This is a genomic window from Dolomitihabitans soli (assembly GCF_022213955.1).
In the GTDB taxonomy this organism is placed as follows: domain Bacteria; phylum Actinomycetota; class Actinomycetes; order Streptosporangiales; family Streptosporangiaceae; genus Streptosporangium_A; species Streptosporangium_A soli.
In genome coordinates this window covers 54,573-81,553 of sequence record NZ_JAKNTW010000035.1, presented here as the reverse complement: position 1 = coordinate 81,553, position 26,981 = coordinate 54,573, and the positions used below count along the sequence as shown (strand labels likewise).

Below are 26,981 nucleotides of genomic sequence, written 5' to 3'. Positions count from 1 at the left end.
ATGCGAACCGTGTTCGGTCCGTGATCGGAGCCGGTGAACCATGCCGCAATCCGACAGAGAGCCCAAAGTGCACCAGCCGTCACTCCCCGAAACCGCGCCGCGCCCATGCTGGACATCGGAGGTCCTGGACAAGGCCGGTTTTCCCTACAAGATAAGTAGGACACTGGTCTCGTCAGAGGGGGAAGCGCATGCCGGCACAACCCGATCCCACCTTCTATCCCTCCGCCCGGGAGGCGATGCTGGCGCCCCGTGAGCGACTGGCGTACGTCGCCCTGCTCGACGCCGCGGGCGACGGGCGGCCCGACGGCCTGGCCACCGTCGACCTCGATCCCGGCTCGCCCACCTACGGCACGGTCGTGAACGTGCACGACATGCCCGAGTCCGGCGACGAGCTCCACCACTTCGGCTGGAACGTCTGCAGCGCCGCGCTGTGCCCCTACGCCCCGCATCCCCACGTCGAGCGGCGCTACCTGATCGTCCCGGGGCTCAGGTCGTCGCGGATCCACGTCTTCGACACCAAGGACGATCCCGCCCGTCCGCGACTCGTCAAGACGATCGAGCCCGAGACGTTGTTCGAACGCACCGGCTACAGCCGCCCGCACACCGTGCACTGCGGCACCGACGCGATCTACGTCAGCGCGCTCGGGAACGTGGACGGCGACGCGCCCGGCGGCGTGTTCACCCTCGACCACGACACGTTCGAGCCGATCGGCCGCTGGGAGAACGACAGGGGCAGCCAGCTGCTGCACTACGACTTCTGGTGGCATCTGGGACACGACACGATGCTCTCCAGCGAGTGGGGCACGCCGAACATGATCGAGGCGGGCCCGGATCTCGACCTGCTGGTGAACCGGAAGTACGGCCACCGGCTGCACGTGTGGGACCTGCGCAAACGCGTCCATCTCCAGGAGATCGAGCTCGGCGACCAGCACCAGATGGCCCTCGAGCTCCGCCCGGCGCACGACCCCACCAAGACCTACGGCTTCGTCAACACCGTGATCAGCGTCGAGGACCTGTCGGCGAACATCTTCACCTGGTATCTGGACGCGGGCGTCTGGAAGGCCAAGAAGATCATCACAATCCCGGCCGAGCCCGCCTCGCCGGATCTGCTGCCCGAGCCGCTCAAGCAGTTCGGCGCGGTGCCGCCGCTGATCACCGACATCTCCCTGACCCTCGACGACCGGATTCTGCTGATCTCCGCGTGGGGCACCGGCGAACTGCACGCCTATGACGTCTCCGACCCCTTCAACCCCTTCAAGACCGGTTCCCTGCGGTTGGGCGGGATCGTGGAACGCACCGCCCACCCGGCCGCGCCCGGCAGCCCGCTGAACGGCGGCCCGCAGATGGTCGAAACCAGCAGGGACGGCCGCCGCGTCCACTTCACCAACTCGCTCTACCGCTCCTGGGACGACGTGTTCTACCCCGACGGCATCTCCGGCTGGATGGCCAAGGCCGACCTCGCCGACGACGGCTCGATCTCCCTCGACGAGGACTTCTGGATCGACTTCGCCGCGGACGGCCGCCGCGCCCACCAGGTCCGGCTGCAGGGCGGGGACGCCTCCTCCGACTCCTACTGCTACCCGTGATCGACGTCACCTCGTTTCTGGTCCTGGCCGGGCTCGGCGCCTTTCACGGCCTGAACCCGGCCATGGGCTGGCTCTTCGCCGTCGCCCTCGGCCTGCAGGAACGCTCCCGCGACGCGGTGTTCCGCGCGCTCCCCCCGATCGTGCTGGGCCACGCCGCCTCGGTGCTGATCACGCTGGCGCTGGTCGCCGCCGCACGACTCGCCGCCCCGCCCAGGGCCGTGTCGTACGGCGTGGCCGCGATCGTCTGCGGGTTCGGGATCTGGCGGCTGGTACGGCGCCGGCATCCCCGGTGGGTCGGCATGCGGGTGACCCGGTGGCAGCTCGCCGGCTGGTCCTTCCTGATGGCGACCGCGCACGGCGCCGGGCTGATGGTGCTCCCGGTCACGCTGCGCGACGGCGGCACGGCGGCGATCACGCTGACCGGGCAGGCGCTGCTGTCCACGGCGGTGCACACACTGGCGATGCTCACGGTCGCCACCACGCTCGCGTTGATCGTCTACGAGCGGCTGGGCGTCGCCGTACTGCGCAAGGCGTGGTTCAACCTGGACCTGGCCTGGGCGGTCGCGCTGATCGGCGCGGGCGCCTTCGCCGCCCTCACCTGACTCCCGGCCCTGATCCGGTCGTCTCTGAACCAAGCGGCGGGCGGGTACGTCATAAAGCTTGTGCGCTCTCTACTCGCCGCGGCCGTGCTGGCCGTCACCTTCACCGCCACCGCCTGTGCCTCGACAGAAAGCGGGTCCGCCGTGCTGACCGCTGAGGGGGTGGATCGGGAGCTCCCGAAGAACGCCCCCGTCGCCCAGACGGTCCAGGGCCTCACGTCCTTCGGACACGCCCTGTACACCCGCACCGCCAAGCCAGGCGCCAACACGGTGCTCTCACCGCTGAGCATCGCCTACGCGTACGGCATGGCCAGGGCGGGCGCGACGGACGCCACCGGAGCCGAACTGGACAAGGTGTTCGGCTTCCCCGCCGAGGGCCCCCACTCCGCCTTCAACACGCTCAGCAAGGACATCGTCACGGTCGACGGCCCGCCGCCGAAGCCGGAGACCGGCGCCGAACGCGACGGCGCGAAGGAACCGGCCGCGCCCGTCGTCGGCATCGCCAACGGGTTGTTCGCCCAGCAGGGCCTGAAGGTCGGACCCGACTTCCTGCGCACCCTCACCGCGCAGTACGGCTCGGGCGTGCGGACCGTCGACTTCGCCGGCGACGCCACGAAGACCATCGACAAATGGGTGAACGACCAGACCGCCGGCCGGATCAAGAAGCTGTTCGACCAGCTCAGCCCGAACACCAAGGTGGTGCTCGCCAACGCCGTCTACCTCAAGGCCGAATGGGAGGAGCCCTTCGTCGGCGACGCGCCGGAGAAGACCTCCTTCACCCGCGCCGACGGCAGCACCGCGCCGGTCGAGCTGATGAAGAAGAGCGCCTCGTTCAGGTACGCCGAGGGCCCCGGCTGGCAGGCGGTGGAACTCCCGTACGCCAAGGGCGACCTGGCCATGTGGATCCTGCTGCCGGCGAAGGGCGGCTCCCCCGGCGACCTGCTCAAGCCCGCCGCGCTGAGCCAGGTGTCGACCGGCCTGAAGGAGACGCAGGTCGAGGTCGCGCTGCCCGGCTGGGACTTCGCCACCAACCTGGACCTCAAGCCCCCGATGGCCGCGCTCGGGCTGAAGTCCAATGATTTCTCCGGCATCACCGAGGGCGCCCAGATCGACCAGGCGGTCCACCGCGCCAACATCACCGTCGACGAGTGGGGCACCGAGGCGGCCGCCGTCACCGGCCTGGCCTTCCCTGTCATGGCGGCCCCGAGCGCCGGTACCAAGGTCCGCGCCGACCATCCCTTCGCGTTCGCCATCATGCACAAGCCCACCTCCACCCCGCTGTTCATCGGCCAGGTGGCCGACCCGGCCGCTCGCTGAGTCCGGACCGGGCGGGCCGGCGGGTCCGCCCGGGTCAGGGGCGCAGGACGAAGACCCCCCAGCCGAGGTGCTGCCTGCCGTACAGGAGATGGGAGCGGCGGGCGCGGTCGATGATCCCGCGCATCTCGGCGGCTTCGGGGTCGCCGGGATTGGCGGCGAGCCAGTCGCTCATGGTCCACCACTGGCTCGCGACGTAGCGGTCCCAGCTGTCGGGATCCGCCATCACCATCTCGATCAGCTCCACCCCCGAGGACTCGAAACGACCGAGCGTCTCACCCAGCGTGCCGAACTCCTCGCGGCCGAAGCCGAACGCCTCGAAGGCCTCCGGCGGCGGCTCGGAGATCCAGTACGGCTCGCCGACCAGCAGGATGCCGCCCGGCCGCAACGCGGGGAGCATCAGCGCGAGGGTGCCCGCCAGGCCGCCGCCGATCCAGGTCGCCCCGATGCAGGACACGACGTCGAACCCGGCCGGCTCGGCCGACGTGCGGAGGTACTCTCCGGCGTCGCCCTGCTCGAACCGCACCTTGGCGGCCACTCCCAGCTCGGCGATCCTGCTCTCGGCCGCGCCGAGGAAGACGTGGCTGATGTCCACCCCGAGGCCCTCGATGTCGTACCGCGCGGCCCAGCGGCCGAGCAGCTCGCCCTTTCCGCAGGCCAGATCGAGCAGCCGCATCCCCGGGCGCAGCCTGCTCACCTCGCCCAGCAGGTCCAGCTTCTCGTCGGTGAACGGGTTGAGTATCCGGTGATCGCCCTCGGCGATCTCGTGAAAGCGCAATGACATGCAGGGCATACTGCCGAGCCGTCCCCTTCGATGGCCAGTGGATTTATCGCTGCTAGAGTGACCTCGACGGGTTTTGAACATGTTCAAAATCGTTGGGAGCAGTCAATGAGCCCGCTTCTCGGGTTGATCCTGGCAACCGGAATGCTGGTGGTGGTGCCGGCCGGGCTCCGGCTGATCCGGGTGCCCCCGGCGGTCGCGAGATGGTGGTGGCCCGGGGCGGCCGGCGGCGCGGTCTCACTGGTGCTGGACCGGGGAGGGTGGGCCGCCGGGGCGGCGCTGCTGTACGCGGGCGCGGCGGCGCTGCTCGCCGTACAGGCAGTGGTCCGGCGGGGCCGGGGAGTGCGGGAGTTCGCCGTGCGCACCGCGCTGGCGACTCCCGCCGTGGCGGCGGTGGCCCTGGTCGCCGAGCGGGCAGGCCACCGGCTGTGGGGCTACGACCTCGACATTCTCGCGCTGACGGTGGCGCACTTCCACTTCGCCGGGTTCGCCGCCGCGCTCGTCGCGGGGCTCACCTCCCGGGCCGTGGCGGACGGCGCGCTCGCCCGCGCGACGGCGCTCAGCGTGCCGCTGGGCACCTTGCTGGTGCTGGGCGGCTACTTCGTGGGCGACTACGCCGAACTCGTGGGCGCCCTCGTGCTGACCGCCGGCATGTGGCTGGTCGGCTGGCTCACCCTCACCCGGATTCGGCCGGCCGACGTCGTGACGAGGTCGCTGCTGTCGATCTCCGCGACGGTGCTCGCCGTGTCCATGGTCCTCGCCCTGTGGTGGGCGACCGGTGAGGCGACCGGGCTGCCACGGCCGTCGCTGGAGGCGATGGTCGCCACCCACGGCGTGGCCAACGCGTTCGGATTCGGTCTGTGCGCCATCGCCGCGTGGCTGCGCCTGCGACCCGAACCCCTCTGAGAGGATCTCGATGTTCACCTACCCGGAAGTCGGCGCGACCCGTGACGGCGATCCCCCCGCCGGATACCGCCACCTCCGCCGCCGCACCCGGCTCAACGGCGTCCCGTACACCGTCGCGGCCGAGGCGCTGATGACCTGGCGCGGGCACACCAGACTCGGGCTGCGCCCGCTCACCACCGCTCCCCGGGTCGCGCCGGGAGTCACCGTGACGGCACGGCTCGGCCCACTGGCCGCCCCCTGCCGGGTGATCTGGGTGGTGGAGGAGGCGACCAGGACCGGCTTCGGGTACGGCACGCTGCACGGGCACCCGGTGAGCGGCGAGGAGTCCTTCCTGCTCGAACTCGGTGACGACGGCGCCCTCTGGTTCACGGTCACCTCGTTCAGCCGCCCGCACGCGTGGTACGCCCGCCTCGCCGGGCCGATCCTCCCCCTCCTCCAGCACACCTTCGCCCGCCTGTACGGCAGAGGGCTGCACGAGTGACCCGACAGCCACGGCGCCAGGGGCGCCATCAGACGGTGAAGGGGGCGTCGAGGAGTGTCAGCGCCTCCTGCCGGGTCATCGCGGCGCCGTGCTCGAAGGCGGCGATGTAGCCGGCGTCCCCGAGCCGGGCCCGGGCTCCGGCGATGGCACGCGCCTCGTCCAGCCCTGGCGCCATCGGCCCGCCGCGGAGCGCCTGGGCCGCGCCGAGGAGCAGCGCCGCCCGCTCCGGCTCGTCCTCGATCAGCGCCAGGCCCGCCGTACCCTCGGCCGCGGCCGCGGCGGCGGGGTAGCTCGGGCTGTTCACCGCGGCGGCGAGCCCGTCCCGGAAGCGCTCCGCGGCGACGGCCGGGTCGCCCTCGGCGACGGCGATCCTGCCGAGCGTCACGTGCAGCTCGGACCCGACCTCGTCCATGCCCCACCGGCCGGGCGACACCTTCGCGAGCGCCGACTCACATTCCCGGCGAGCCCCGGCCAGGTCACCGCGCAGCCTCGCGACCTCGGCGAGCCCACTGGCCGCCTTGGCCATCGACTCCGGCAGCGCCGTACGGCGGGCCAGCGCCGCCGCCCGTTCGTACTCCTGCTCCGCCCCGTCGAGATCGCCCGCCCGCAGCCGGAGCCGCCCCCGGTGCGAGATGACCTCCGACATGTCCTCCAGCGCGCCGAGCTGCTCGACCAGCAGGAGCGCCTCGTCGGCCATGGCGAGGGCCCGGTCGCGGTCGCCTCGCCAGTCGGCGAGCCTGGAGAGCTCGATGAGGGAGGTGGCCGTCCCCCACCGCTCGCCGCAGGTGCGGAAGAGCGCCAGCGCGCGGGCGAACTCCTGCTCGGCCACCGCCAGTTCCGCGCTCGCGAGCAACCGCTGGAACCCCGTACCCAGGTGGAACAGGGCGCGGGCCCAGGAATCGGTGGCACCTATGACGTGCCGCATCATCGCCGAATCGGCGGCCGGCGGGTCCTGCTTCGGCACTCCGATGAACGTGCCCCAGGCCAGCACGAGGAACGGCCGCTGGAGCGGCTTCCCCAGCGCGACGGCGGCACGCATGGCGAGGTCGACGTGTTCCGCGAGATCACGCTCCCTCGTCACGATCACGTAGGCGCTCAGCACGCAGAGGAGATACTCCTCCTCGTATCCGCCGGGAACCCGCACGCCGATCACGTCCAGCAGGTCGGCGGCCATCGGAGCGCCCTCGGTTCGCTGCCCGCGCAGCCACCAGTAGGGGGCCAGGGACGCCACCAGCCCGAGCCCCGTCTCGATCGCGCGATCGGCCACCGCCCCGCGCAGCGCCGCGTGCAGGTTGTCGTGCTCGGCCGCCAGCCGCGCCAGCCAGTCGAGCTGTGCCGCCCCGTGCAGGCGGGGCCCGGCGGTCGCGGCCAGGTCGAGGTAGTACGCGGCGTGGGCGGCGCGCAGTTCTCTCTCCTCCCCCGCCTCGGCGAGCCGCTCGGCACAGAACACCCGGATCGTGTCGAGCATCCGGTATCGCGTCCCCGAGACCTCGACGAGCGACTTGTCCACGAGGCCGCCCAGCAGTTCGATCACCTCGTAGTCGGGCAGGCCGGACACCCGGGCGGCCGCCTCCAGCGTCATCCCGCCGGAGAAGACGGTCAGCCGCCTGGCCAGGATCTGCTCCGCCTCGTCCAGCAGGTCCCAGCTCCAGGCGACCACCGCGCGCAGCGTCTGGTGCCGTGGCTGCGCCGTACGGCTGCCGCGTGACAGCAGCCGGAACCGGTCGTCGAGCCGGTCGGCGACCTCGGCGACCTCCAGGGAGCGGAGCCGGGCGGCGGCCAGTTCGATCGCCAGCGGCAGGCCGTCGAGGGTGCGGCAGACGCGGACGACGGCCTCGATGTTCCGCGTGGCCTCGAAGGCGGGCCGGACGGCCGCCGCGCGCTCGGCGAACAGCCGGACCGCCGGATAGCCGGCCGCCTCGACGGGCGAGGCGCCGGGCGGCGGCAGCGCCAGCGGGGGGACCGGGCAGAGCGACTCGCCGGTGATGGCCAGCGCCTCCCGGCTGGTGGTCAGGATCCTCAGCTCCGGGCACGCGCCGAGCAGCCGGTGGACCAGGGTCGCGACCGCGGCGACGACGTGCTCGCAGTTGTCCAGCACGAGCAGCGTCGCGCGCTCGGCCAGCGCCGTGAGCAGCCGGGCCACCGGGTCGGGCGGCTGCGTGTCGCGCACGGGGAGCTGCTGGAGCGCGCCCTCGCGCAGGCCGAGCGCGGCCAGCACCGCCTGCGGCACCTCGCCGCCCTCGCCCAGCGCGGCCAGGTCGACGAAGCACACCTCGCCGGGGGTGCGGCCGGCCGCCTCGATGGCCAGCCGCGTCTTGCCCGCGCCACCCGGCCCGGTGAGCGTGACCAGCCTGGCCTCGCCGAGCAGCTTGCCGACCCGCTCCAGTTCCTCGGTCCGGCCCACGAAGCTGGTGAGCTGCCCGGGGAGCGCCCGCCCGACCGGCCGCGCCGTCTCGGTGAGCGCCGGGTCGCCTCTGAGCACCGCCAGGTGGATGCCGGCCAGCTCGGCCGACGGGTCGGCGCCCAGTTCGTCGGCCAGCACCCGTCTGGCGTCCTCGTAGACGGTGAGCGCCTCGGCCTGGCGGCCCGCGCCGTACAGGGCCCGCATGAACTGGCCGCGCAGCCGCTCGCGCAGCGGGTGCGCGGCCACCAGCTGGCCGAGTTCGGTGACCAGGTCGCGGTGCGCGCCCAGCGCCAGTTCGGCCTCGATCCGATCCTCCAGGGCGGCCAGCCGGAGCTCCGCCAGGCGCGCCGCCTGGCCCTCCGCGAACGGCGCGTCGCCCACGTCCGCGAGCGCGGGCCCGCGCCACAGGGCGAGCCCCGCACGCAGTGCCTCGGCGGCTCCTCTCGGGTCTCCCGCCACCAGCGCCCGCCGCCCCTCGCGGGCGAGCCGTTCGAAGCGGTGCGCGTCGACGTCGTCGAGATCCACCGCGAGCCGGTAGCCCGCCGGATGGAACTCCACGGTGGTGCGGTCGTCGGCCTTCAGCGCCTGGCGGAGCCGGGAGACGTGCGACTGCAGCGCGTTGGTCACCCCGGCGGGCGGGGCCGCGCCGTACAGACCGTCGATCAGCCGCTCGGCGGTCACGACCCGGCCCGCGTCGAGAAGCAGCAACGCGAGCAGCGACCGTGCCCGCGGCCCGCCGACGGCCAGTGGGCGCCCGTCGTCGGACCGCACCTCGATGGCGCCCAGAATGCCGAACCGCATGGCGCTGATTATCCCACCTTGCCCCGGAACGCGAGCATGGACGATGCTCCGGCCCCGTTGCCGTACGTGGCCCCGGCTCATATTTATAAAGGTCAAGCTTCTACGAATGGTTACCATTCGATTACTGTAGGCAATATCATGAGGAGGACCCTACGGTTTCTCTGTGATGGAGGGGATGATGCGCACCGACCCTTCTCCGGGTGAGCTCGGACGACGGCTCGACGATCTCAGCTCCGCGATACAGCGGCTCATGTCGCAGGATCTCTTCATCGCCGAGCAGCGCGTAGGCGAGCGACGTTTCATCAGCATCGAACGCGACCTGGAGGAGCTTCGGCGCCGCCTCGACGAGGAGTTCAGGGCCCTGGCCACCAAGATCGAGACCCAGGAGCGGGATCGAGGCACGAACTGGCGGCAGAGCTTCTACGCCGGAATCATCCCCGCCGCCCTCCTCCTGGTCTCCCTCTTCGTCCAGATCTGGCTCTCCCTGAACGGCTCCGCCTGATGCACGTTCCACGACTCCGCCGGGGCGACTCGACGCACGACAGAATCCGGGTCGCCCCCCGCGATCTCGTCCTGGCCCTCGTCGTCGGCATCCTCGCCGGCCTCGCCGTCTGGGTCTCCATGGCCGTCCGAGATCTCGGTGACCGCCTGCACTCCGCCCAGCACGACCGCGACATGCTGTTCCGGCAGGTCAAACGGCTCGGCGGCACCCCCGACGTGACCATCGGGCCGAACGACCGGCGGGCCCCCGTCATCCGTCCCGACCCGCACGCCCCGCCTCCCTCCGCGCCGTCGCCACCCGCGCCGTCGCCACCCGCGCTGTCCTCACCCCGCGCCGTCCCCACCGCGGCGCCCGGCCCGGAGGGTCCGCAAGGCCCGGCCGGGCCACGGGGTCCGCGAGGTCCCGCAGGCCCGCGCGGCGATCCGGGTTCCGCCGACCGTTCGCCGCGTATGATCTACTGCCACCCCCAGCCCCCGGGCCGGCCGTGGCCCTGTTCCACTTCCTCCCAGCCGCTCACCGATCCACTGGCCCCGCCGCCCCGGGCGAAGCGCACCCCGGTGCCGACCGGCCGCCGTCTCCCCCGTCGGCGCGGCGCCCGCCGGACCGTGCGGTGGCGGCCGGAAGCCGACCGTCCACCCCCCGGCGACCTGGCGTCCGCCGTACCGTGGTGCGCACGCTCCCCGGCTGGGCCCGGTTGCCGGTGCGCGGCGTCACAGCAGCTTGTCCAGGGTGATGGGCAGGTCGCGGACACGTTTGCCGGTCGCGTGGTAGACGGCGTTGGAGATGGCCGCGGCGACGCCGGTGATGCTCACCTCTCCCACCCCGATCAGGCCCAGGGGCATGGTCGGATCGGGTTCGTTCAGGTAGTGGACGTCGATGGGCGGGATGTCGGCGTGCACGGGCACGTGATACTCGGCCAGGTTCGGGTTCATGATGCGTCCGGTGCGCGGATCGAGGAGGGTCTCCTCGGACAACGCCATGCCGATGCCCATCACGATGCCCCCGCGAAGCTGGCCGGCGGTCGTCTTCGCGTTGATCACCGTGCCCACGTCGAACGACCCGACCCAGCGCGACACCCTCACCTCGCCGGTGTCGGAGTCGACCCGCACCTCGCAGAACTGCGCCCCGCACGCGGCCTTCACCCATCGCCGCCGGTCACGCAGGAACTTGGCGATGAACTTGGCCTGTCCCAGGATCTCCCCCGCGCGGGTGTCGGACCCGACGCGGGCCTCGACGGACGCACGGCCGGCCCGGCCGAGGATCGCGGCGTAAGTCTCGCCCGGACCGGAGGCCCCGGCCCACAGGCCGCCGTCCCGCGCCTGCAGGTCGTGCGGCCGCCGTCCCCGCAACGGCGAGTCGCCCGACCGTCTGGCCAGCGCGAGCACGGAGCGCTTCAGCTTCTCGCAGGCGGCCAGCAGCCCGGCGGCCACGCTGGCGGTCTGCGCCGAACCGCCGGCGGCGGGCCCGGTGGGCAGGTCGGAGTCGCCGTACTCCACACGCACCGCCTCGAACGGCACGCCGAGCGCGTCGGCGGCGATCTGCGCCTGCGCGGTCGCCCCGCCCATGCCCATCTCGTGGAAGCCGCACCGCACCACCACGGTCCCGTCCGCGGCCAGCCGTACGGTGACGTTGGCGGAGAACTGCCACGACGGGTGGTAGGCGGTGGCGACGCCCATGCCGACGAGCCACTTCCCGTCGCGCATCGAGCCGGGCCGCGGCGTGCGCTCCGGCCAGCCGAACCGCTCCGCGCCGAGCGCGTACGCCTCGCGCAGCATGCGGTGCGCGAACCTCTTGCCGTCGACCGGGTCGCGGGCCGGCTCGTTCCGCATCCGCAGCAGGATCGGATCCATGTCCAGCTCGCAGGCCAGCTCGTCGATCGCGGCCTCCAGCGCGAAGGTCCCGATCGACTCGCCGGGCGCGCGCATGGCCGTGTTGGACAGCAGGTCCAGCGGCACGGTGGCCTGCTGGAGCGTGATGTTCGGGACGTCGTAGAGGTGCCGGGAGGCGGAGGTCACCTGCTCGGGCATGCCGCCGACCCGGCCGGTACGGGTCACGCTGGTGTGGATCAGCCCGGTCAGCGCGCCGTCCGCGCTCGCGCCCAGCGCGACGCGCTGCGCCGACGGGGTACGCCCGCCGACCGTGCGGTAGACGCCCTCCCGGGTGAGCGCCAGCCGCACCGGCCGGCCGGTCACCCTAGCCGCCAGCACGGTGAGAACCGTGCCCGCCCAGACCATCCCCTTGCCGCCGAACGCGCCCCCGACGTACGGCGAGATCACGCGGACGCCGGCCGCCGGAACCCCGAACCTCAACGCGAGATGGCTGCGCATCCAGGCAATGCTCTGCGATCCCTCGTGGACGGTCAGCCGGTCACCGTCCCAGACGGCCGTCGTGGCGTGCGGCTCGATCGCGTTGTGGTGGTGCGGCGGAGTGGTGTATCGCACGTCCACCGACACGGCCGCCGCCGCGATCGCGGCCGCCGCGTCGCCCTTGGCCACCGCGCCCGGCTGAATCGGGCTGCTCTTCTCCGGCCGGGCGTCGCCCTGACCGGCGGCGAAGTCGACCGTGGCGGGGAGTTCCCGGTAGCCGACCCGGACCAGCGCCGCCGCCCGCAACGCGGCCTCCCGGGTCTCCGCGACGACCACGCCCACCGGCTGGCCGTCCCAGTGGACCTCGTCGGTGTTGAGATAGTTGACCGTGGTCCCCGAGACGAGGGTGCTCAGGTTCAGCGGGCTCACCGGCGGCGGCGGCTTCATCGCCGGCGCGTTCAGATGAGTGATCACCGCGAGCACGCCGGGCACGGCGGCCGCCTCCGCGGTGTCGACGCTGGTGATCCGGCCCCGGCTGATCGTGGCGTGGACCAGCGCGGCGTGGGTGAGGCCGGGGTAGGGATATTCCGCCGCGTAACGGGCCGCGCCGGTGGTCTTGGCCGTGCCGTCGACGCGGTCGATCGGCCGGCCGACGTTCCGGCCGGTGGTCCGGCCCGCGGGCAGCTCGCGTGTCTGGACGTCGGTCATGCCGCGCTCCCCTCGGCGAGCAGGTCCCGCAGCGTCGCCACGATGGTGCGGCGGGCCAGCTCGATCTTGAACGCGTTCCCCGGCCGGGCGGTCGCGGCGGTCAGCTCGGCCTCGGCCGCTCGCGTGAACGACTCCTCGGTGGCCGGCGCCGCGAGCAGTGCCCGCTCCGCCGCGTAGGCCCGCCACGGTTTGGGAGCGACACCGCCGAGGGCCAGCCGTACGGTGCTCACGCTGCCGTCCCTGACCTTGAGGACGGCGGCCACGGAGACCAGGGCGAAGGCGTAGGAGGCTCGGTCGCGGACCTTGCGATAGCGCGAGACGGCCCCGGAAGGCGGCGGCGGCAGCTCGATCGCGGTGATCAACTCGTCGGCGGCGAGCACGGTCTCACGGTGCGGTGTCGTGCCGGGCAGCCGGTGCAGGTCGACCAGCGGGATCCGCCGCACACCGTGCTCGCTCCGCGTCTCCACCGTGGCGTCGAGCGCGGCCAGCGCCACGCACATGTCCGAGGGGTGGGTCGCCAGGCAGTCGTCGCTCACCCCGAGGACGCCGTGCTGACGGTTGAACCCGCCGATCGCGTCGCAGCCGCTGCCCGGCTCCCGCTTGTTGCAGGCGGCGGCGCCGTCGTAGAAGTAGAGGCAGCGGGTGCGTTGCAGCAGGTTTCCGCCGGTCGTCGCCATGTTCCGCAGTTGCGGCGAGGCGCCGGAGAGGATCGCCTGGGACAGCATCGGATATCGGGTCGTGACCAGCCGGTGCGCCGCGAGGTGGCTGTTGCGGACCAGCGCGCCGATCCGGATCCCGCCGTCGGGCAGTTCCTCGACCCCGGTCAGCGGGAGGCCGGTGATGTCGATGACCGTGCCGGGCTGCTCGATGTCCTCGCGCAGCAGGTCGACGAGGTTCGTGCCGCCGCCGATGAACTTCGCGCCGGGCTCGGCCGAGATCGCGCGAACCGCCGTCGCGACGTCGGGAGCCCTGAGGTAGGTGAACGGTCTCATCGCGCGGTCTCCATCTCGGCGACCTCCTGGATGGCGCTGACGATTCCGTTGTAGGCGCCGCAGCGGCACAGGTTGCCGCTCATCCGTTCCGCGATCTCCGCGCGGGACAGTTCGACGCCGGTCGCGGCCGGATCCCCGGTCACCGCGCTCGGCGCGCCCGCGCGGTGTTCGGCCAGCATGGCGAGGGCGGAGCAGATCTGCCCCGAGGTGCAGTAGCCGCACTGGAGACCGTCGTGGCGCACGAACGCGGCCTGCAGCGGATGGGCGACGCCCTCGATCGTGGTGATCTCACGGCCGGCGTACTGCACGGCCAGGGCCAGGCAGGAGTTGATCCGCTCGCCGTCGGCCAGCACCGTGCAGGCCCCGCACGCGCCCTGGTCGCAGCCCTTCTTCGTGCCGGTGAGATCGAGCCGCTCGCGGAGCGCGTCCAGCAGGCTGACCCAGGGTTCGAGGTCGAGCGACCTGGTGACCCCGTTCACCCGCAGATGTATCTCGACCACGCGTTCGCTCCGTCCGTGAGGTTCGTTCCAGCAGTCAGGGACGTTAACAGAACGTTGTTGCTTTAACAAGAGGACGCCATTCTGTTAACTCCGCCCTTATGCTGACGGGGACATGACCGAGCCGGCATTCCGCCGGGCCAGGCGGCCCGAGCACAAGCAGCAGCGCCGCGAGGCGATCCTCACCGCCGCCCGCGAACTGGCCCTGCGGTCCGGAGTGCGCAACGTCAGCCTGGGCGGCGTCGCGACGACCGTCGGGCTGGCGAAGTCCAACGTGGTGCGCTACTTCGGGACCCGCGAGGAGATCTACCTCGAACTCGCCGCCGAGGGCTGGCGGGAGTGGGCGGACGCGGTCACCGTACGGCTGCGCGAGGCCACCGCGCCGGCCGAGGTCATCGACGCGCTGACGCAGACGCTGGCGGCCCGGCCGCTCTTCTGCGACCTCCTCAGCCATACCGCCACCAACCTGGAGCACAACATCTCGGTGCCCGCCGCCCGCGCCTTCAAGCGCACCGTGATGGGCGTCGTCACGGAGCTCGGCGCCCAGATCACCAAGGCGCATCCCGATCTGACCGGCGACGAAGGGGGCGAGTTGCTCGTGGCGGCGATCGGGATGGCCGGCATGCTCTACCCCGTCGCCAACCCCTCCAGCGCGCTGGCCGAACTCTACGCCCAGGACCCCGACCTGGCCGCCGCGTGCCTACCGTTCGAGCCGACGATGAAACGGAACCTCACGGTGGTCGCCGCCGGCCTGAAGGCACTGCGGAACGACCGGCCGTAGAGCGGCCGTCGGGCAACCGGCCGTCGAGGGCCGTGGGGAGCCGCGGGCAGGCGAACCGGCCGGAGAGTGGTCATTCCGTCCGACGCAGCGATCGGTACCCTCGCAGGGTGGTCTACGTGGTCGGGGTCGTGTTCGGGTTCACCTGGTGGCTGGGCCTCTATGTCATCGGGCGGGAGCCGGGCGAGCGAAGGTCCCGCCGTGCCGGGCTGGGCATCCTGGTCTACGCCCTGGCACTCGCCGTCGCCGCGCTGCCGGGGAGGCCGGAGGCGCTCGGCCGGGTGGAGACGGTGCTCGTCTGCCTGCCGGTGGTGTTGTGGACGGGGGCGGCGCTGGCGCTGGTCCCCGGACGGGAGCGGCTGGAGCGGGTGTGGTCGTGGGGGCTGGCGCCGGTCTCGCTGGTGGCGATCGGCTGGCTGGCGGTCTCCGGCGGCGGGGATACCGCGGTCAAGGTGCTGCTGCTGGCCCCGCTGGCGGGCGCGCTCATACTGCTGGTGCTGGACAGGCCCGCGCGGGTGTGGTGGCTGGCGGCGGTGGCCACGCTGTTCTTCGGGCTCGGCGCGGCGTTGCTGTTCGGGCCACGCGATCTGACCCTGCTCCTGGCCATCGACCTGGACATGGCCCTGCTCGGGGTGGCGATCGCCATGTCGAACGCACACCGGGCAGGCGAGGCGCTCTGGGCGGACATGGCGCGCTCGCTGCTGGGAGCCGTGGTCGTGGCGATGGCCTCGGGAGGTCAGGTCGCACTGGCGATGGCGCTGGGCGAGCCGTCCTTCGCGCTGGTCGCGCTGCTCTTCGGGGTGATCGCGGTGGCCGTCGCCGTACAGACGCTCGCCGGTCCCGTGCATCGGCTGCTCGACCGGGTGGCCTTCCCCGGCGCCCCCGCGATGCGCCGGGAGCGGGCCGAGTTGCGGGCGACGTCCGAGGCGCTGCCGCGCCGCGAGGAGGGCCCACCGCCCCTCGACGACACCGAGTTCGTACGGCTGACGCGGCGCGCCCTGGCCAACTACGGCGATCTGGGGAAGCTCGCCAGCAGCCCGCTGGCGAACCTGCCAGTGATCGACAAGCAGGTCACCGGCGACAGCCCGCTGGAACGGGCCTCGGAGTTGAAGCGCCTGCTGCTGGACAGCATCCAGCGGCTCAGGCCACGCGACGGCGAGTTCGGCACCAGCGAGGAGTGGCGTTACTACAACGTCCTCTTCTTCCCCTATGTCCGTGGCCTGCGTCCCTACCGGCGGGGTGCCAGCCGGGACCTGCTCGACCCGGTGGAGCGGCAGGCGTTCGACTGGTTCGCCCGGCATGTTCCCGAACGCACGCTCTACAACTGGCAGAACGCCGCCGCGAAACTCGTCGCCGACGACCTTCGCAGCGAGAACTGGCAGTGAATGGCAGTGACATGTCTGCAGGTGGCAGTGGGTGAGGCGGTGTGCTGAGGAGGTCGAAAGGAGAAACCGATGACCGCCATCGCCCTACCTCGCACCTCTCCGCTGATCCGCGCCCTGTGGGTGGACGCCGTGCTCTGCGGCGCTTTCGGGGTCCTCATGACCGCCGCCGCGGGACCGCTCGGTGACCTGATGAGTCTGCCGACGCCGTTCGTCCGCTGGGTCGGGATCATCCTGCTGCCCATCGCCGCTTTCGTCGCCTATCTGGCCTCCAGGCCGGTGCCGCCGAGGGCGGGCGTCTGGACCCTCATCGCGATCAACGCGCTCTGGGCGGTCGACAGCATCGCCGTACTGTTCACCGGCTGGCTCGACCCCAACCCGCTGGGCATCGCGTTCATCGTCGCCCAGGCGCTGCTGGTCGGCGGGATCGCCGAGTTCCAGTACATGGGACTGCGCCGGGTCCGCTCCTAGCCCGCCGCCTCACCGGCACGCCGGGCTCGCTCGTGGAGCCCGGCGTGCGCGCGCCGGTCCAGCCAGGCGGGGACCAGGGCGGCCACCAGCACGGCGGCGGTGAGGGCGAACCCGAGCGGGTAGCCGGAGGCGGCGAGCAGGAATCCCATGCCGAGCGCCCCGGCGCCCATCCCCGCGTCGTAGGCGAGGTTCCACAGCGCGCTCACCCTGCCGAAATCCTGCCGCCGCACCCGCTCGAACATCATCGCCAGCGTGACGTTCTGCAGGATCCCGAACCCGGCGCCGAACAGCGCCGCCCCGGCGATCACCACCGGCGGCAGGCTCACCCACACGAGCGCGGCCATGCCCGCCGCGGCGGCCGCCATGCCCGGCAGCAGCAACCGGGACGACCCGTGCCGGTCACCGGCCCGGCCCGCCCACCAGCGGGCGATCGGCGTGGCGGCCGACTGCGCGAACAGGGCAGCCGTGGCCAGGTGCAACGACTCCCTGGGCACCGCGAGCGGCAGGAAGGTGACGACGACCCCGGCGGCCAGCGTGACCGCAGAGAAGATCAACGCCGGCCGTGCCAGACCACGTGGCCAGAGCGTTCCCCCCGTCCGCACCGTCCGGGGCACCCCGGGCGTCCGGGGCGTCCGGGTCGACGGCAGGCCGACGACGGCCAGCAGGACCAGCACCGGGAGGACCGCCCCCGCGGCGAACACCGGCCCGTAGCCGAACGCGTCGCTGATCCACAGGCCGAGCGGCAACCCGGCGACCGACGGGACGCCGACGGCCACGCCGTACACGCCGAGACCTTCGGCGCGGCGGGCGGCGGGCACCAGTTCCGCGGTGAGGGCGGTGCCGACCACGACCACGATGCCGAGCCCCGCGCCGCGCGCCAGGCACACGATCAGTACGGCGGGCAGCGAGGAGGTCACCAGCAGGCCCAGCGCGGGGACGCCGAGCAGGACGAGACCGGCGGCCATGACCGCCCGGTAGCCGAACGCGGCCACCAGCCGGGGCACGGCCAGTTCCATCAGCACGGTGGACAGCATGATCGCGCCGGTCGCCAGTCCCGCCCCGACGCCACCGCCCCCGGCAGCGGCGGCGTACAGGGGGACGACGGAGAGCAGCAGGTAGAAGCTCGTCATCCCGCCGACGGACGCGGTCATCATCATCGCCAGCGGCCGAGTGATTATCGGGCCAGGAGGAGCGGCTTGTACCGTTTCGGTCATGGGGCCACGATGCCAAGGTGAGGGGCGGATGACATTGGGAGATTTCCCTAGACGGGAATGTCCGGCATCCTCAGATTCGCCGGTGCGACCATCGTCTCGATGAGCGGCCATGCGGTGAGCCCCGTGTTCGTGGGGCACGAGGCCGAGCAGGCCGCCCGGCTGCTCCCCGAGCTCGGCGTCTTCGACGAGGTCACCGCCAACGCTGAGACACGCACGCTTCCCGCCTGAGAGATACGGCAGGCCCGATTCGTGGCCGCTCGCCGTCGATGGTGGCGGCCCCGTCGCCGACGCTTCTCAGGTGTGGGTGCCTGAGCGCCGTTTCGGCTCGGCCGTCGGCCGTCTTCTTTGGTGCCGCGTGCTTTCTTGGTGCGGGGGAATGGCGGTTCGTCGGGCTTTCGGAAATGCTCGGGCGGGGACGGGGATTCGAGCTTTCGGAAGCCGGAAGATCGGTAGCGTGACGGGCGGGGATCAGCCGTCTGGCGGCGAGGATTTCCAGCTGACCGGAGCGTGCCAGGGAGTGAGATGACGACGACCGTGAAACCGGCGGAACCGGTTCCTTTTGATGCGACTTGTCCGCTGATGGGGGTTGAGGAGGAGTATCTGGTCGTCGATCCGGCTACCCGGGAGGTGGTGCCCCGGGCGGACGAAGTGGTCGAACGGGCGAGCCTGGAGCTGGGCGAGCAGGTGTGCACCGAGATCACCCGCTTTCAGGTGGAGGCCAAGACGACGCCGTGCGCGGGGATCGCGGAGCTGGCGGAGCAGTTGCGGAGGCTGCGGTCGGCGGTGGCGGAGGCGGCCCGGGGGGTGGGGCTGGCCGTGGTCGCCTCGGGGACGCCGGTGCTGGGCGAGATCGTCCCGCCGCCGATCACCGAGGACCCCAGGTACGGGGTGGGGATCGCCAACTACCGGGCGCTGCACGACGAGCAGAGCATCTGCGCGGGGCACGTCCACGTCCACCTGCCCGACCGGGAGCGGGCCGTGCTGGTCGGCAATCACCTGCGGCCGTGGCTGCCGGTGCTGGTGGCGATGACGGCCAACTCGCCGTTCTGGGCGGGCCGTGACACGGGATACGCCTGCTGGCGAACCCTGACCTGGGGGAAGTGGCCGGTGGCGGGGCCGCCGCCGTACTTCGCGTCACTGGCGGAGTTCGATGCGCTGGTCGGCGCGCTGACCGGGAGCGGGGCCCTGGTGGATCCGGGGACGATCTTCTGGGACGTGCGGCCCTCCACGCGGTTTCCGACGTTGGAGGTCAGGGTGGCCGACGTGCCGGCCACCGCCGGGGAGTCCGCGCTGCTCGCGCTCATCGTGCGGGCGCTGGTGACGGTGTCCCTGACCAGGGTGGAGGACGGCGATCCCGGTCCCCGGTTCCCGGCCGAACTGCTGCGCGCGGCCTACTGGCGGGCGGCGCGCGACGGTCTGGACGGGCACGGCGTCGACGTGATCAGCGGCGAGTTGCGGCCCGCCGGCGAACTGGTGGACGGCCTGCTGCGGCACATCGGGCCGGCCCTGGCGGAGACCGGCGACCTGGACCTGGCGCGGACAGCCTGCGATCGGCTCCGCGCCGCCGGCACCGGGGCGGCACGCCAACGGGCCGCTCACGACAAGCGCGGGCGGCCCGCCGACGTGGTCGACCACCTGCTGGAACACCACCTGGCCGACCCGATCATGTCCTGAGCCGGGCGGCCATGGACCGGGTCCGGCCACGAGCCGGGCGACACCGGGTCCAGCCCGTTCACCCGCCGAGCCGGGCGGCCATGAACCGGTCCGGCCCGTTCACCCGCCGAGCCGGGCGGCCATGAACCGGTCCGGCCCGTTCACCCGCCGAGCCGGGCGGCCATGAACCGGTCCGGCCCGTTCACCCGCCGAGCTGGGCGGCCATGAAGGCGCGCAGGGGTTGCACGTGCCGGACCGGGTCGCGCCAACGGGCCTGGAGGTCCTCCAGCAGGTGACGTTCGGCGACTTGTTCGCCATTCCGCCAGGCACGGATGACCGGATGCAGGAAGGCGCACTCGTCGGCCCGGTCCGGCACCGGATGCCGCTGGATGGCGAACACGTCGCCGTAGTCCCGGCGGCCCCACCGCAGGGTGACGGTGAAACAGAGGGACCGGTCGGCGAACCGCTGCACCGCGTAGTCCTCCGGCAGGTCCACGAAGTGCCGGACCTGTCCGGCTTCCTCGTCGACCACGTACACGTCGGAGAGATACTCGAACTGGGTCCACAACGCCGAGCTGTGGTTCGCCCGTTCCAGCATGGCGGCGGTCAGCAGGTCGGGATCGGCCGGCAGCGACCGGCCGGCGAGCGGCACCCCGTCATACCGTTCGGCGAGCAGGGCGGCCAGCGACCGCAGGTTGTAGCGGAACCCGTCGATGAAGGCGGAGGAGGCGCGTTTGAAGTCGCGGGCCTGCATCAGGGTTCCGGCGAAGTAGAGGCCGTCGACGTTGGTCGACTGGAAGTCGGGGCGGATGGCCGGGATTCGCCCGTTGGGAGCGAGTTCCGGCCGGCAGGACGCGCCGAACAGGCCCGTGTTCATGGTGAACCCGGTGCAGCGCAGCACCGCGTCGTACTCCAGCAACTCCTGTTCGCCGTCGGCGAGGGTGTAGGTGATGGCCGCCTTGAACCGGTCGTCCTCGCGCCAGATCCGGTCGACCTCGCACTCCAGCACGCCGTGCAGGGTCTTGAACCAGTAGCTGTCGAGCAGCGCGCCGTACTGACCGCGCACGTGGCCGGGGTGCTTGGTGGTCCACGCCAGCCGGACCGGGCTCGGGCTGGCCAGATGGATGATCGACGCGTACGGCAGCATGGCCTGGGCGGTCTCGAACGCCGAGTTGCCCTTGCCGACGATCAGAACCCGCTTGTCGGTGAAGTCCTCACCGACGATCGACATGTCCTCATACCCGACTGCCAGCTCGATCCCGGGAATATCCGGAATGTACGGCCCGCCGAAACCCGTCGCCACGATCAGGCACTCGGCCTGGAACACCCGCCCCCCGGCGTGTACGGCGAAGCGCCCGCCGACCTTCTCGACGCGCTCGACAGGCGTGTCGAACCGCACGTTGAGCGCGTGTTCCCGCTGGAAGTCGGCCAGATAGCGGACCAGGTCGTCGGCGTGCGGGAAGTAGTCGCGCGAGTAGTCGGCGAACACCAGATCGGACGTCTCGTCGAGCAGCGAGTTCCAGTCCCAGCGGAGCTGGATCTCCCGGTCCTTCTCGCCGGTGTGGACCTTGTTCAGCGAGATCAACCGGCGATGGCGGGGGTAGCGGTTGAAGAAGCCTCCCGGCGCGGCCTCCCGCTCCAGGGTGAGGTAGTCGGCCCCGGCGCGCTGCAGGAAGTAGCTGAGCTGCAACCCGCCGGGGCCGGCACCGATGATCAGATAGCGGTGGATGTGCTCTTCCGAGTCTGTTGCGGCCATCAACCTTGCTGCCCCACCCGGGTGGCCGCCGACGGGTTCGTCAGTGTGCTCAGATACCCGCTCGTGAGGATCCGCTCGGTCGAGGCCGCGTAGACGGCCGGATCGTCGGGGGCGAACGTGCCCATGCCGTCGACGTACCGGTTGAACATGCAGAACGCGGCGGCGATCAGCACGGTGTCATGGATCTCCAGATCCGTCGCGCCCTCCGCGCGGGCCGCGGCCACCTGCTTCTCGGTGACGCGCTGGCCGCTCTCCTGGACCGCACCCGCGATCACCAGCAACGCCCGCAGCTTGGCGGAGACCGGCGCGCTGTCCAGATCGGCGCGCACCTGATCCACCAGCTCCATCCCCTCGGGCAGCTGCGCCGCCGCGAACGACGCGTGCGAGGCCGTGCAGAAACGGCACTCGTTCAGCGACGAGACGTAGGCGGCGATCAGCTCACGCTCGCCGCGAGACAGGGTGCTCTCTCCGCGCAGCAGTACCTCGGCCAGCCCGTTGAGCGGCCCGGCGGTCTCCGGCCGGTAACGCATCAGGCCGATGATGCCAGGCTCGTCGTTGTGCAGGGTGATATGGGGCACGCGCACTCCTCAAGTTGAGACCACGACTCTCACGCGAAGCTTGAACGAGCCCGCTCGTCCGGTCAAGTAACGCAGGCGGTCCAGAGCCGGCCGGTTTCCCGGAATTCATCCGAACGTTTCCCGGTGCTTTTAATGATTGCCGAGTCACGGAATTCTGGAGAATGCTCGTCAATGGACGTCGTCACGTCGGCGAAAACGAGGGAATTTCGCACAGCCGTCGCGAACGGACCCACCCACTGACATTCATGATCGCCATTGAACGGCCTGCTGTCAACCCTCAAATTCGTCGCCGCACATCACTCTACGTAAGGCGATCATTGCCTTGGCATTGCCGGCCTATCGCCGTCGCATTCGCGTCTCCCGGACGATCGGTAAGACTTCTTCCATCTTGCTCACTCGCGCCCGGAAGCGTAGCGTGACGAACGTCTAGTCCGTTTCATCCCTAGGGAGCCAGTTCATGTCCGAACATCCCCTCAGCGCCCTTGCCCGAAACAGCTACGACGCTCTGGCCAAGGGCGACCTGGACTCCATCAGCCCACTACTCACCGATGACGTGGTCTTTCACGTACCCGGCCGCGGCCCGCTGGCAGGCGACTATCGCGGTAAGGAAGAAGTGCTGCGCTACCTTAAGCAGCTCATCGAATCGACCGACAACACCCTGCGCTTCGAGCCGGAGTCGTTCCTCGTCGGCGACGATCATGTTGCGGCGATACTCCAGATTCAGGGCGAGCGCGGCGGCAAGAACCTGGACGACCGGGGCCTCCAGGTCTTCAAGAGCAGGGACGGGAAGATCAGCGAGCGCTGGAGCTACCCGCAGGACCCCTACACGGCCGACGAGTTCTTCGCCTGACCTGACAGGTAGTTCGCGCCGGCCCACCCCGTCTCCCGCAACGTGGGTGGTCCGGCGCGATTTGGCGCCTTGAGATCACACGTACTTCGCTCATCCTCCTCTCGTCGGCCATGGACGCCCAGGTGAGGCGCCTGCAGTTCTATACGGCCCCGAATCGCCGCGACCTCCGGTCACGCTCCCAGGCAGGTCACGCCCGGACGATCACGCGGCCCGGCCGAGTGCGTCGGCCCAGACCGCCACATAACCTCCCGTCATTTTCGCTCGTTCGGCATAGTGGGCCGGCTCGTCCGCGGCGACGGTCGCCAGGCCGTCGACGTAACGGTTGTACATGCAGAACGCGGCGGCGATCAGCACGGTGTCATGGATCTCCAGGTCCGTCGCACCCTCGGCGCGGGCCGCGGCCACGTGCAGCTCGGTGACGCGCTGACCGCTCTCCTGGACGGCGGCCGCGATCACCAGCAACGCCCGCAACTTGGCGGAGACCGGCGCGGCGCCGAGGTCGGCCCGCACCTGATCCACCAGGGCGGCTCCATCGGGCAGCCGCGTGGCCGCGAATGCCGCATGTGTGTAGTAGCAGAATCGGCACCGGTTCAACGCCGATACGTAAGTCGCGATCAACTCCCTTTCCCCACGCGGCAACGTGCTGTCCCCGCAGAGCAACACCTCCGACAATTGATTCAAAGGAAGAGCCGCCTCCGGCCGAAACCGGAACAGCCCACGAATACCCGGCTCGCCGGAATTCAACGCAATATGCGGGTGAGATTTTCCCGCATGATTCACCAATCCTGACCGCCTTTCCTTTGGCCATTCGTCGTCACGCGAGGCGACGTCGGACAAGTAATCCGCCGACAGCTCGACAGGTGCGCTCGCGCAATCCTCACAAGAAATCGAGTTAGTCATCAGTCAGCTCTCGCCTCGGTTGGCCTAATTTCTCTTATCACCACTCTGAGTGTCGTCACGCCACAAGTCGAGCCTTCTGTCTTTCACCAAGCTGACTGCCGATTACCACTTCCTGCCAATACATCTCTTGACACCGGCCGGCCTTTACTCCGTGCGTGCGCCACGCCTTTACTCCGTTCGTGCGCTACGTAAGTGGCGGCCCACTCGCCGACGGATCAACGCGCGGGTGAGAAACCGGCGGACATAGCCAGGGGGCGAGTCGTGACGGCGGCCGGCCGCCCACGCTGGAGGAGCGTCGGCCCCAGGGACGGCTGGAGGTGCGGCGCGAGGCGCCAAGGTGGCCTGCCGTACGGTCTCGGGCGGGGTTCCCGGCGGCACGGACGGGCGGCGCGCGCAGACAACACGGACGGGCGGCGCGGACGGACAGCGCGGACGGACAGCGCGGACGGACAGCGCGGACGGACAGCGCGGACGGACAGCGCGGACGGACAGCGCGGACGGACAGCGCGGACGGACAGCGCGGACGGACAGCGCGGACGGACAGCGGGGACAGACTACACAGAGCGGGCGGCGTGGATGGGTGGTGGCATGGCGACGGCCGCCCGGGCTGGCCGGGCGGCCGTTGGGTGACGCGTCGTCATTCGGCGAGGCGCCGATCGACGTGGTCGATCAGCAGGTGCTCGCGCCGTCGAAGTTCCGCGGGCCTCTGGGGATCTTGTGGCTGATGGTGCTGCCCGACGAGACGGTCGAGCACGGGCCGTCCACGCCGAACGCCCAGACGATCCTGATGTTCAGGGCGTTTGAGCAGTCGTTTCGGGCATAGCCCGTCTTGGTGATGGTTCCCACGGTGTGCCAGACCCTGACACAGTCCGGGGCGTTCCCCACGGGCTTCGACACCACTGTGGGATGCGATTCGGAGCCGGCGGACGCGTGCGCGACGGGCATGGCCTGCAGGCCGAAACCGGCTGCGGCCAGCACGACCAGCGCGGACGTTCTCATCTTCCCCATTGGACCCTTCCTCGAAATCGTCGAAACAGGGAGCAAAGGGGATATCCCCCTCCCTGCACAATGACGCGGCGACTTTAATCGAGCTTAATTGAACCATCACCTAGACGCACTATGAATTTCAATTCACCCTCACATCGGCAGCATTCGCGGCATCGCTATCAACCTAAATTGATCAGAATTGTCACTTATTTCAGAAATATTCTTCCATCGTGGCAATTCTGGCTTAAATCATGCATCAACGCAGGTCAGGTCACTCTCGCGACACCTCGGCGATATCGTGGAACTTGCCTGATGAGAGCGGCAAGCCCCTGCCCTACGAGCAAGGCGGAAACGGCCAGACCGGCCACGGAACACAACCTCGCCAGGGGTCTCCTCAATTTCGCCATCCCCGTCGAATGTTCCCCGGACCCGCGCCGTCGTTCGACTTTTCATGCCTTCCAGCTCGCCAGCCGACATATCATCAAAAGGCACATCATCATGTCTCATCGAGAGATGCGACCGCACAGCGGACCGGGCGGCTGTAGCCGACCGTCTGTCGGCGTCGGGGGCCATTGCACCGGATTTCAGCCCGGCTTCAATGCGCTCGGGCCACCATGACCTCTACTACACCCGTACGGCGCGACGGGCGGAAACTGGAACAACGAGATCGACCACGTCGACCTGCTCCAGTCTCGTCTTCGCCGCCCTGGAACGGGTCGGCTGGATCGAGAGCAGGCAGGAAGGCGTCGATCCTTCCCGCGCGATTTCCTCGCCGCCGCCCTGGCAGAGCTGCGTTCGAGAGGAATGTCCGATGGGTGGAGCTATGGGGATTCGAACCCCAGACCTCCTCCATGCCATGGAGGCGCGCTACCAACTGCGCCATAGCCCCTTGAGACGCGATGAGTGTATAGGACTTCCGGCTCTCTCGTGGAATCGGATGCCCGGCGGCGTCGGGGAATCGACGCCGCCGGGGATGCCGACGAATCAGGCGCCCAGATTCAGCTGACCGAAATCAGCTGACCAGGTTCAGCTGACCGGTGCGAGGCGGATGACGTTCCAGGAGACGGGAGGCAGATGGGCGTGCAGCGTGCCGTCGGCGGCCGAGGTGCCGGTCGCCGGGCGGGGGCGGACGCGGTCGGGGGCGTCGGCGGTGTTGCGGGCGCCGAGGTCGGCGTCGGTGAGGACGGTGTGCTCCAGCACCCGGACCTCCCCCAGCGCCCGCACATCGGCCGCCAGATCGAGCGGCGACGTCTGCGACCGGTTCACCGCGAAGATCGTCACGCTCCCGTCCTCCCCCTGCACGGCGGTCGCGTGCAGGGCCCCCACCTCCCCCGCCGCGCACTCGAACGCCGGCGAGTCGGCCTCCACCCGCAGCACCCGGCCCTTGCCGTGCAGGGCGGCCTGCGCGAACGGGTGGAAGATCGTCTGCCGCCAGGCCGGGCCGCCCGGCTCCGCGAGGATGGGCGCGATCACGTTGACGAGCTGGGCCTGGCTGGCCATCCGCACCCGGTCGGCATGCCGGAGGAGGGCGATCAGCAGGCTGCCGACCACGACGGCGTCGGTCACGTCGTAGTGGTCTTCGAGCAGGCGGGGCGCGGGCCGCCAGCCGCCGGGCTGCTCCTCCGCCTGGTGCCGCGACATGTACCAGACGTTCCACTCGTCGAACGAGAGGTTGATCCGCTTGCTCGACTTGGTGACCGAGCGCATGTGGTCACAGGTCGCGACGGTGTCCTCGATGAACGACTCCATCCGGGCCCCCGAGGCGAGGAAGGTGGCCACGTCGCCGTTCAGCGGCTCGTAGTAGGCGTGCAGCGACAGGTAGTCGACCTGGTCGTAGGCATGCTGGAGGACCGTCGCCTCCCACGTCCCGAAGGTCGGCATCGACGCCCCCGAACTGCCGCACGCGACGAGCTCCAACCGGGGGTCGATCATGCGCATCGCCCTGGCCGTCTCCGCCGCGAGCCTGCCGTACTCCTCGGCGGTCTTGTGGCCGACCTGCCAGGGTCCGTCCATCTCGTTGCCGAGGCACCAGAGCCTGATGTCGTACGGCTCGGCGTCGCCGTTCTTGCGCCGGAGGTCCGACAGCGCGGTCCCCGACGGGTGGTTGGAGTATTCGAGCAGGTCGACGGCTTCCTGGATGCCTCTGGTGCCGAGGTTGACGGCCATCATCGGATCGACGCCCGCGGCGGCGCACCATTTGACGAACTCGCCGAGACCGAAGGTGTTGGGCTCGATGGTCCGCCAGGCGGGGTCGAGACGGGTCCGGCGGTCGGGGCCGACGCCGTCCTCCCAGCGGTAGGCGGAGACGAAGTTGCCGCCGGGGTAGCGCACGGTGGTCACGCCCAGTTCGCGGACCAGGTCGAGCACGTCACGCCGGAAGCCGTTCTCGTCGGCGGCCGGATGGCCGGGTTCGAAGATCCCGCTGTAGACGCACCGGCCCAGGTGTTCGACGAAGGAGCCGAACAGCCTCGGGTCGACGTCGCCGACGGCGAAGGCGGGGTCAATGGTCAGGGACGCGTGGGTCATCGCACCTCG

23 protein-coding genes and 1 tRNA gene are annotated in these 26,981 nt (G+C 70.8%); 12 read left to right on the top strand and 12 right to left on the bottom strand.

The window, feature by feature from the left end; translation table 11 throughout:
- The first annotated feature begins 188 nt into the window (after window positions 1-188).
- Genes MBA17_RS41875 through MBA17_RS41865 form a run of 3 tightly spaced genes read left to right on the top strand, consistent with a single transcriptional unit; the run spans window position 189 to window position 3,502 of the window.
- A complete protein-coding gene (locus MBA17_RS41875; protein ID WP_238503464.1) occupies window positions 189-1,586 on the top strand; it encodes a selenium-binding family protein in 1,398 nt (465 codons plus the stop codon).
- Window positions 1,583-2,188, top strand: coding sequence for a hypothetical protein (locus MBA17_RS41870; protein ID WP_238503463.1), 606 nt, complete (start codon window positions 1,583-1,585; stop codon window positions 2,186-2,188). Before MBA17_RS41875 ends, MBA17_RS41870 begins: the two co-directional genes overlap by 4 nt.
- 60 nt (window positions 2,189-2,248) lie before the next feature.
- Window positions 2,249-3,502: a serpin family protein gene (locus tag MBA17_RS41865; protein ID WP_238503462.1), complete on the top strand. Its 1,254-nt coding sequence runs from the start codon at window positions 2,249-2,251 to the stop codon at window positions 3,500-3,502.
- 34 nt (window positions 3,503-3,536) lie between these two features.
- Here MBA17_RS41865 and MBA17_RS41860 read toward each other — a convergent pair whose 3' ends face one another.
- On the bottom strand, window positions 3,537-4,283 hold the full coding sequence (locus tag MBA17_RS41860) for an SAM-dependent methyltransferase (RefSeq protein ID WP_238503461.1): 747 nt from the start codon (window positions 4,281-4,283) through the stop codon (window positions 3,537-3,539).
- 105 nt (window positions 4,284-4,388) lie between these two features.
- Between MBA17_RS41860 and MBA17_RS41855 the strand changes: the two genes are divergently transcribed.
- Window positions 4,389-5,186: a YndJ family protein gene (locus tag MBA17_RS41855; protein WP_238503460.1), complete on the top strand. Its 798-nt coding sequence runs from the start codon at window positions 4,389-4,391 to the stop codon at window positions 5,184-5,186.
- Between the two features lie 10 nt (window positions 5,187-5,196).
- Complete coding sequence (locus MBA17_RS41850; protein ID WP_238503459.1) at window positions 5,197-5,667, top strand: DUF1990 family protein; 471 nt, start codon at window positions 5,197-5,199, stop codon at window positions 5,665-5,667.
- A gap of 28 nt (window positions 5,668-5,695) precedes the next feature.
- On the opposite strand, the gene MBA17_RS41845 is transcribed toward MBA17_RS41850, so the two are convergent.
- Complete coding sequence (locus MBA17_RS41845; RefSeq protein ID WP_238503458.1) at window positions 5,696-8,872, bottom strand: AfsR/SARP family transcriptional regulator; 3,177 nt, start codon at window positions 8,870-8,872, stop codon at window positions 5,696-5,698.
- 163 nt (window positions 8,873-9,035) lie between these two features.
- Here MBA17_RS41845 and MBA17_RS41840 point away from each other — a divergent pair, with 163 nt between their 5' ends.
- Window positions 9,036-9,374, top strand: a complete 339-nt coding sequence (locus MBA17_RS41840) for a hypothetical protein (RefSeq protein ID WP_238503457.1) — start codon at window positions 9,036-9,038, stop codon at window positions 9,372-9,374.
- Window positions 9,375-10,084: 710 nt separating this feature from the next.
- Here the strand turns inward: MBA17_RS41840 and MBA17_RS41835 are convergent.
- From MBA17_RS41835 to MBA17_RS41825, 3 genes are read right to left on the bottom strand one after another with little or no spacing between them, the layout of a single operon-like run.
- Entirely contained in the window at window positions 10,085-12,388 is a 2,304-nt protein-coding gene (locus tag MBA17_RS41835) for a xanthine dehydrogenase family protein molybdopterin-binding subunit (RefSeq protein ID WP_238503456.1), read from the bottom strand.
- A complete protein-coding gene (locus MBA17_RS41830) occupies window positions 12,385-13,380 on the bottom strand; it encodes an FAD binding domain-containing protein (RefSeq protein WP_238503455.1) in 996 nt (331 codons plus the stop codon). The genes MBA17_RS41835 and MBA17_RS41830 overlap by 4 nt, the downstream gene beginning before the upstream one ends.
- Window positions 13,377-13,880, bottom strand: a complete 504-nt coding sequence (locus MBA17_RS41825; protein ID WP_238503454.1) for a (2Fe-2S)-binding protein — start codon at window positions 13,878-13,880, stop codon at window positions 13,377-13,379. Before MBA17_RS41825 ends, MBA17_RS41830 begins: the two co-directional genes overlap by 4 nt.
- Window positions 13,881-13,992: 112 nt before the next feature.
- Between MBA17_RS41825 and MBA17_RS41820 the strand changes: the two genes are divergently transcribed.
- The 3 genes from MBA17_RS41820 (at window position 13,993) to MBA17_RS41810 (ending at window position 16,508) form a co-directional block, all read left to right on the top strand.
- Entirely contained in the window at window positions 13,993-14,658 is a 666-nt protein-coding gene (locus MBA17_RS41820) for a TetR/AcrR family transcriptional regulator (RefSeq protein WP_238503453.1), read from the top strand.
- 107 nt (window positions 14,659-14,765) lie between these two features.
- On the top strand, window positions 14,766-16,040 hold the full coding sequence (locus tag MBA17_RS41815; RefSeq protein ID WP_238503452.1) for a hypothetical protein: 1,275 nt from the start codon (window positions 14,766-14,768) through the stop codon (window positions 16,038-16,040).
- A 69-nt stretch (window positions 16,041-16,109) separates the two neighbouring features.
- Window positions 16,110-16,508 carry a hypothetical protein gene (locus tag MBA17_RS41810; RefSeq protein ID WP_238503451.1) on the top strand — a complete coding sequence of 133 codons (399 nt, stop codon included), beginning with the start codon at window positions 16,110-16,112 and terminating at the stop codon, window positions 16,506-16,508.
- Here MBA17_RS41810 and MBA17_RS41805 read toward each other — a convergent pair.
- Window positions 16,505-17,722, bottom strand: coding sequence for an MFS transporter (locus tag MBA17_RS41805; RefSeq protein WP_238503450.1), 1,218 nt, complete (start codon window positions 17,720-17,722; stop codon window positions 16,505-16,507). The genes MBA17_RS41810 and MBA17_RS41805 overlap by 4 nt on opposite strands.
- A gap of 99 nt (window positions 17,723-17,821) precedes the next feature.
- Here MBA17_RS41805 and MBA17_RS49985 point away from each other — a divergent pair, with 99 nt between their 5' ends.
- Complete coding sequence (locus tag MBA17_RS49985; protein ID WP_274386781.1) at window positions 17,822-17,950, top strand: hypothetical protein; 129 nt, start codon at window positions 17,822-17,824, stop codon at window positions 17,948-17,950.
- Between the two features lie 351 nt (window positions 17,951-18,301).
- Entirely contained in the window at window positions 18,302-19,396 is a 1,095-nt protein-coding gene (locus tag MBA17_RS41800) for a carboxylate-amine ligase (RefSeq protein WP_238503449.1), read from the top strand.
- Window positions 19,397-19,577: 181 nt separating this feature from the next.
- Here MBA17_RS41800 and MBA17_RS41795 read toward each other — a convergent pair whose 3' ends face one another.
- Entirely contained in the window at window positions 19,578-21,131 is a 1,554-nt protein-coding gene (locus MBA17_RS41795) for an NAD(P)-binding domain-containing protein (protein ID WP_238503448.1), read from the bottom strand.
- Complete coding sequence (locus MBA17_RS41790) at window positions 21,131-21,709, bottom strand: carboxymuconolactone decarboxylase family protein (protein WP_238503447.1); 579 nt, start codon at window positions 21,707-21,709, stop codon at window positions 21,131-21,133. The genes MBA17_RS41795 and MBA17_RS41790 overlap by 1 nt, the downstream gene beginning before the upstream one ends.
- 457 nt (window positions 21,710-22,166) lie before the next feature.
- Between MBA17_RS41790 and MBA17_RS41785 the strand changes: the two genes are divergently transcribed.
- On the top strand, window positions 22,167-22,559 hold the full coding sequence (locus MBA17_RS41785; RefSeq protein WP_238503446.1) for a nuclear transport factor 2 family protein: 393 nt from the start codon (window positions 22,167-22,169) through the stop codon (window positions 22,557-22,559).
- Window positions 22,560-22,760: 201 nt separating this feature from the next.
- Here MBA17_RS41785 and MBA17_RS41780 read toward each other — a convergent pair whose 3' ends face one another.
- The 4 genes from MBA17_RS41780 to arfA form a co-directional block, all read right to left on the bottom strand.
- Window positions 22,761-23,459 carry a carboxymuconolactone decarboxylase family protein gene (locus MBA17_RS41780; protein WP_238503445.1) on the bottom strand — a complete coding sequence of 233 codons (699 nt, stop codon included), beginning with the start codon at window positions 23,457-23,459 and terminating at the stop codon, window positions 22,761-22,763.
- Window positions 23,460-24,128: 669 nt separating this feature from the next.
- Window positions 24,129-24,458 carry a hypothetical protein gene (locus MBA17_RS41775; protein ID WP_238503444.1) on the bottom strand — a complete coding sequence of 110 codons (330 nt, stop codon included), beginning with the start codon at window positions 24,456-24,458 and terminating at the stop codon, window positions 24,129-24,131.
- Between the two features lie 804 nt (window positions 24,459-25,262).
- Window positions 25,263-25,335 (bottom strand) — tRNA-Ala (locus MBA17_RS41770).
- Window positions 25,336-25,472: 137 nt separating this feature from the next.
- Entirely contained in the window at window positions 25,473-26,972 is a 1,500-nt protein-coding gene (arfA, locus tag MBA17_RS41765; RefSeq protein ID WP_238503442.1) for an arabinosylfuranosidase ArfA, read from the bottom strand.
- Window positions 26,973-26,981: the final 9 nt, after the last annotated feature.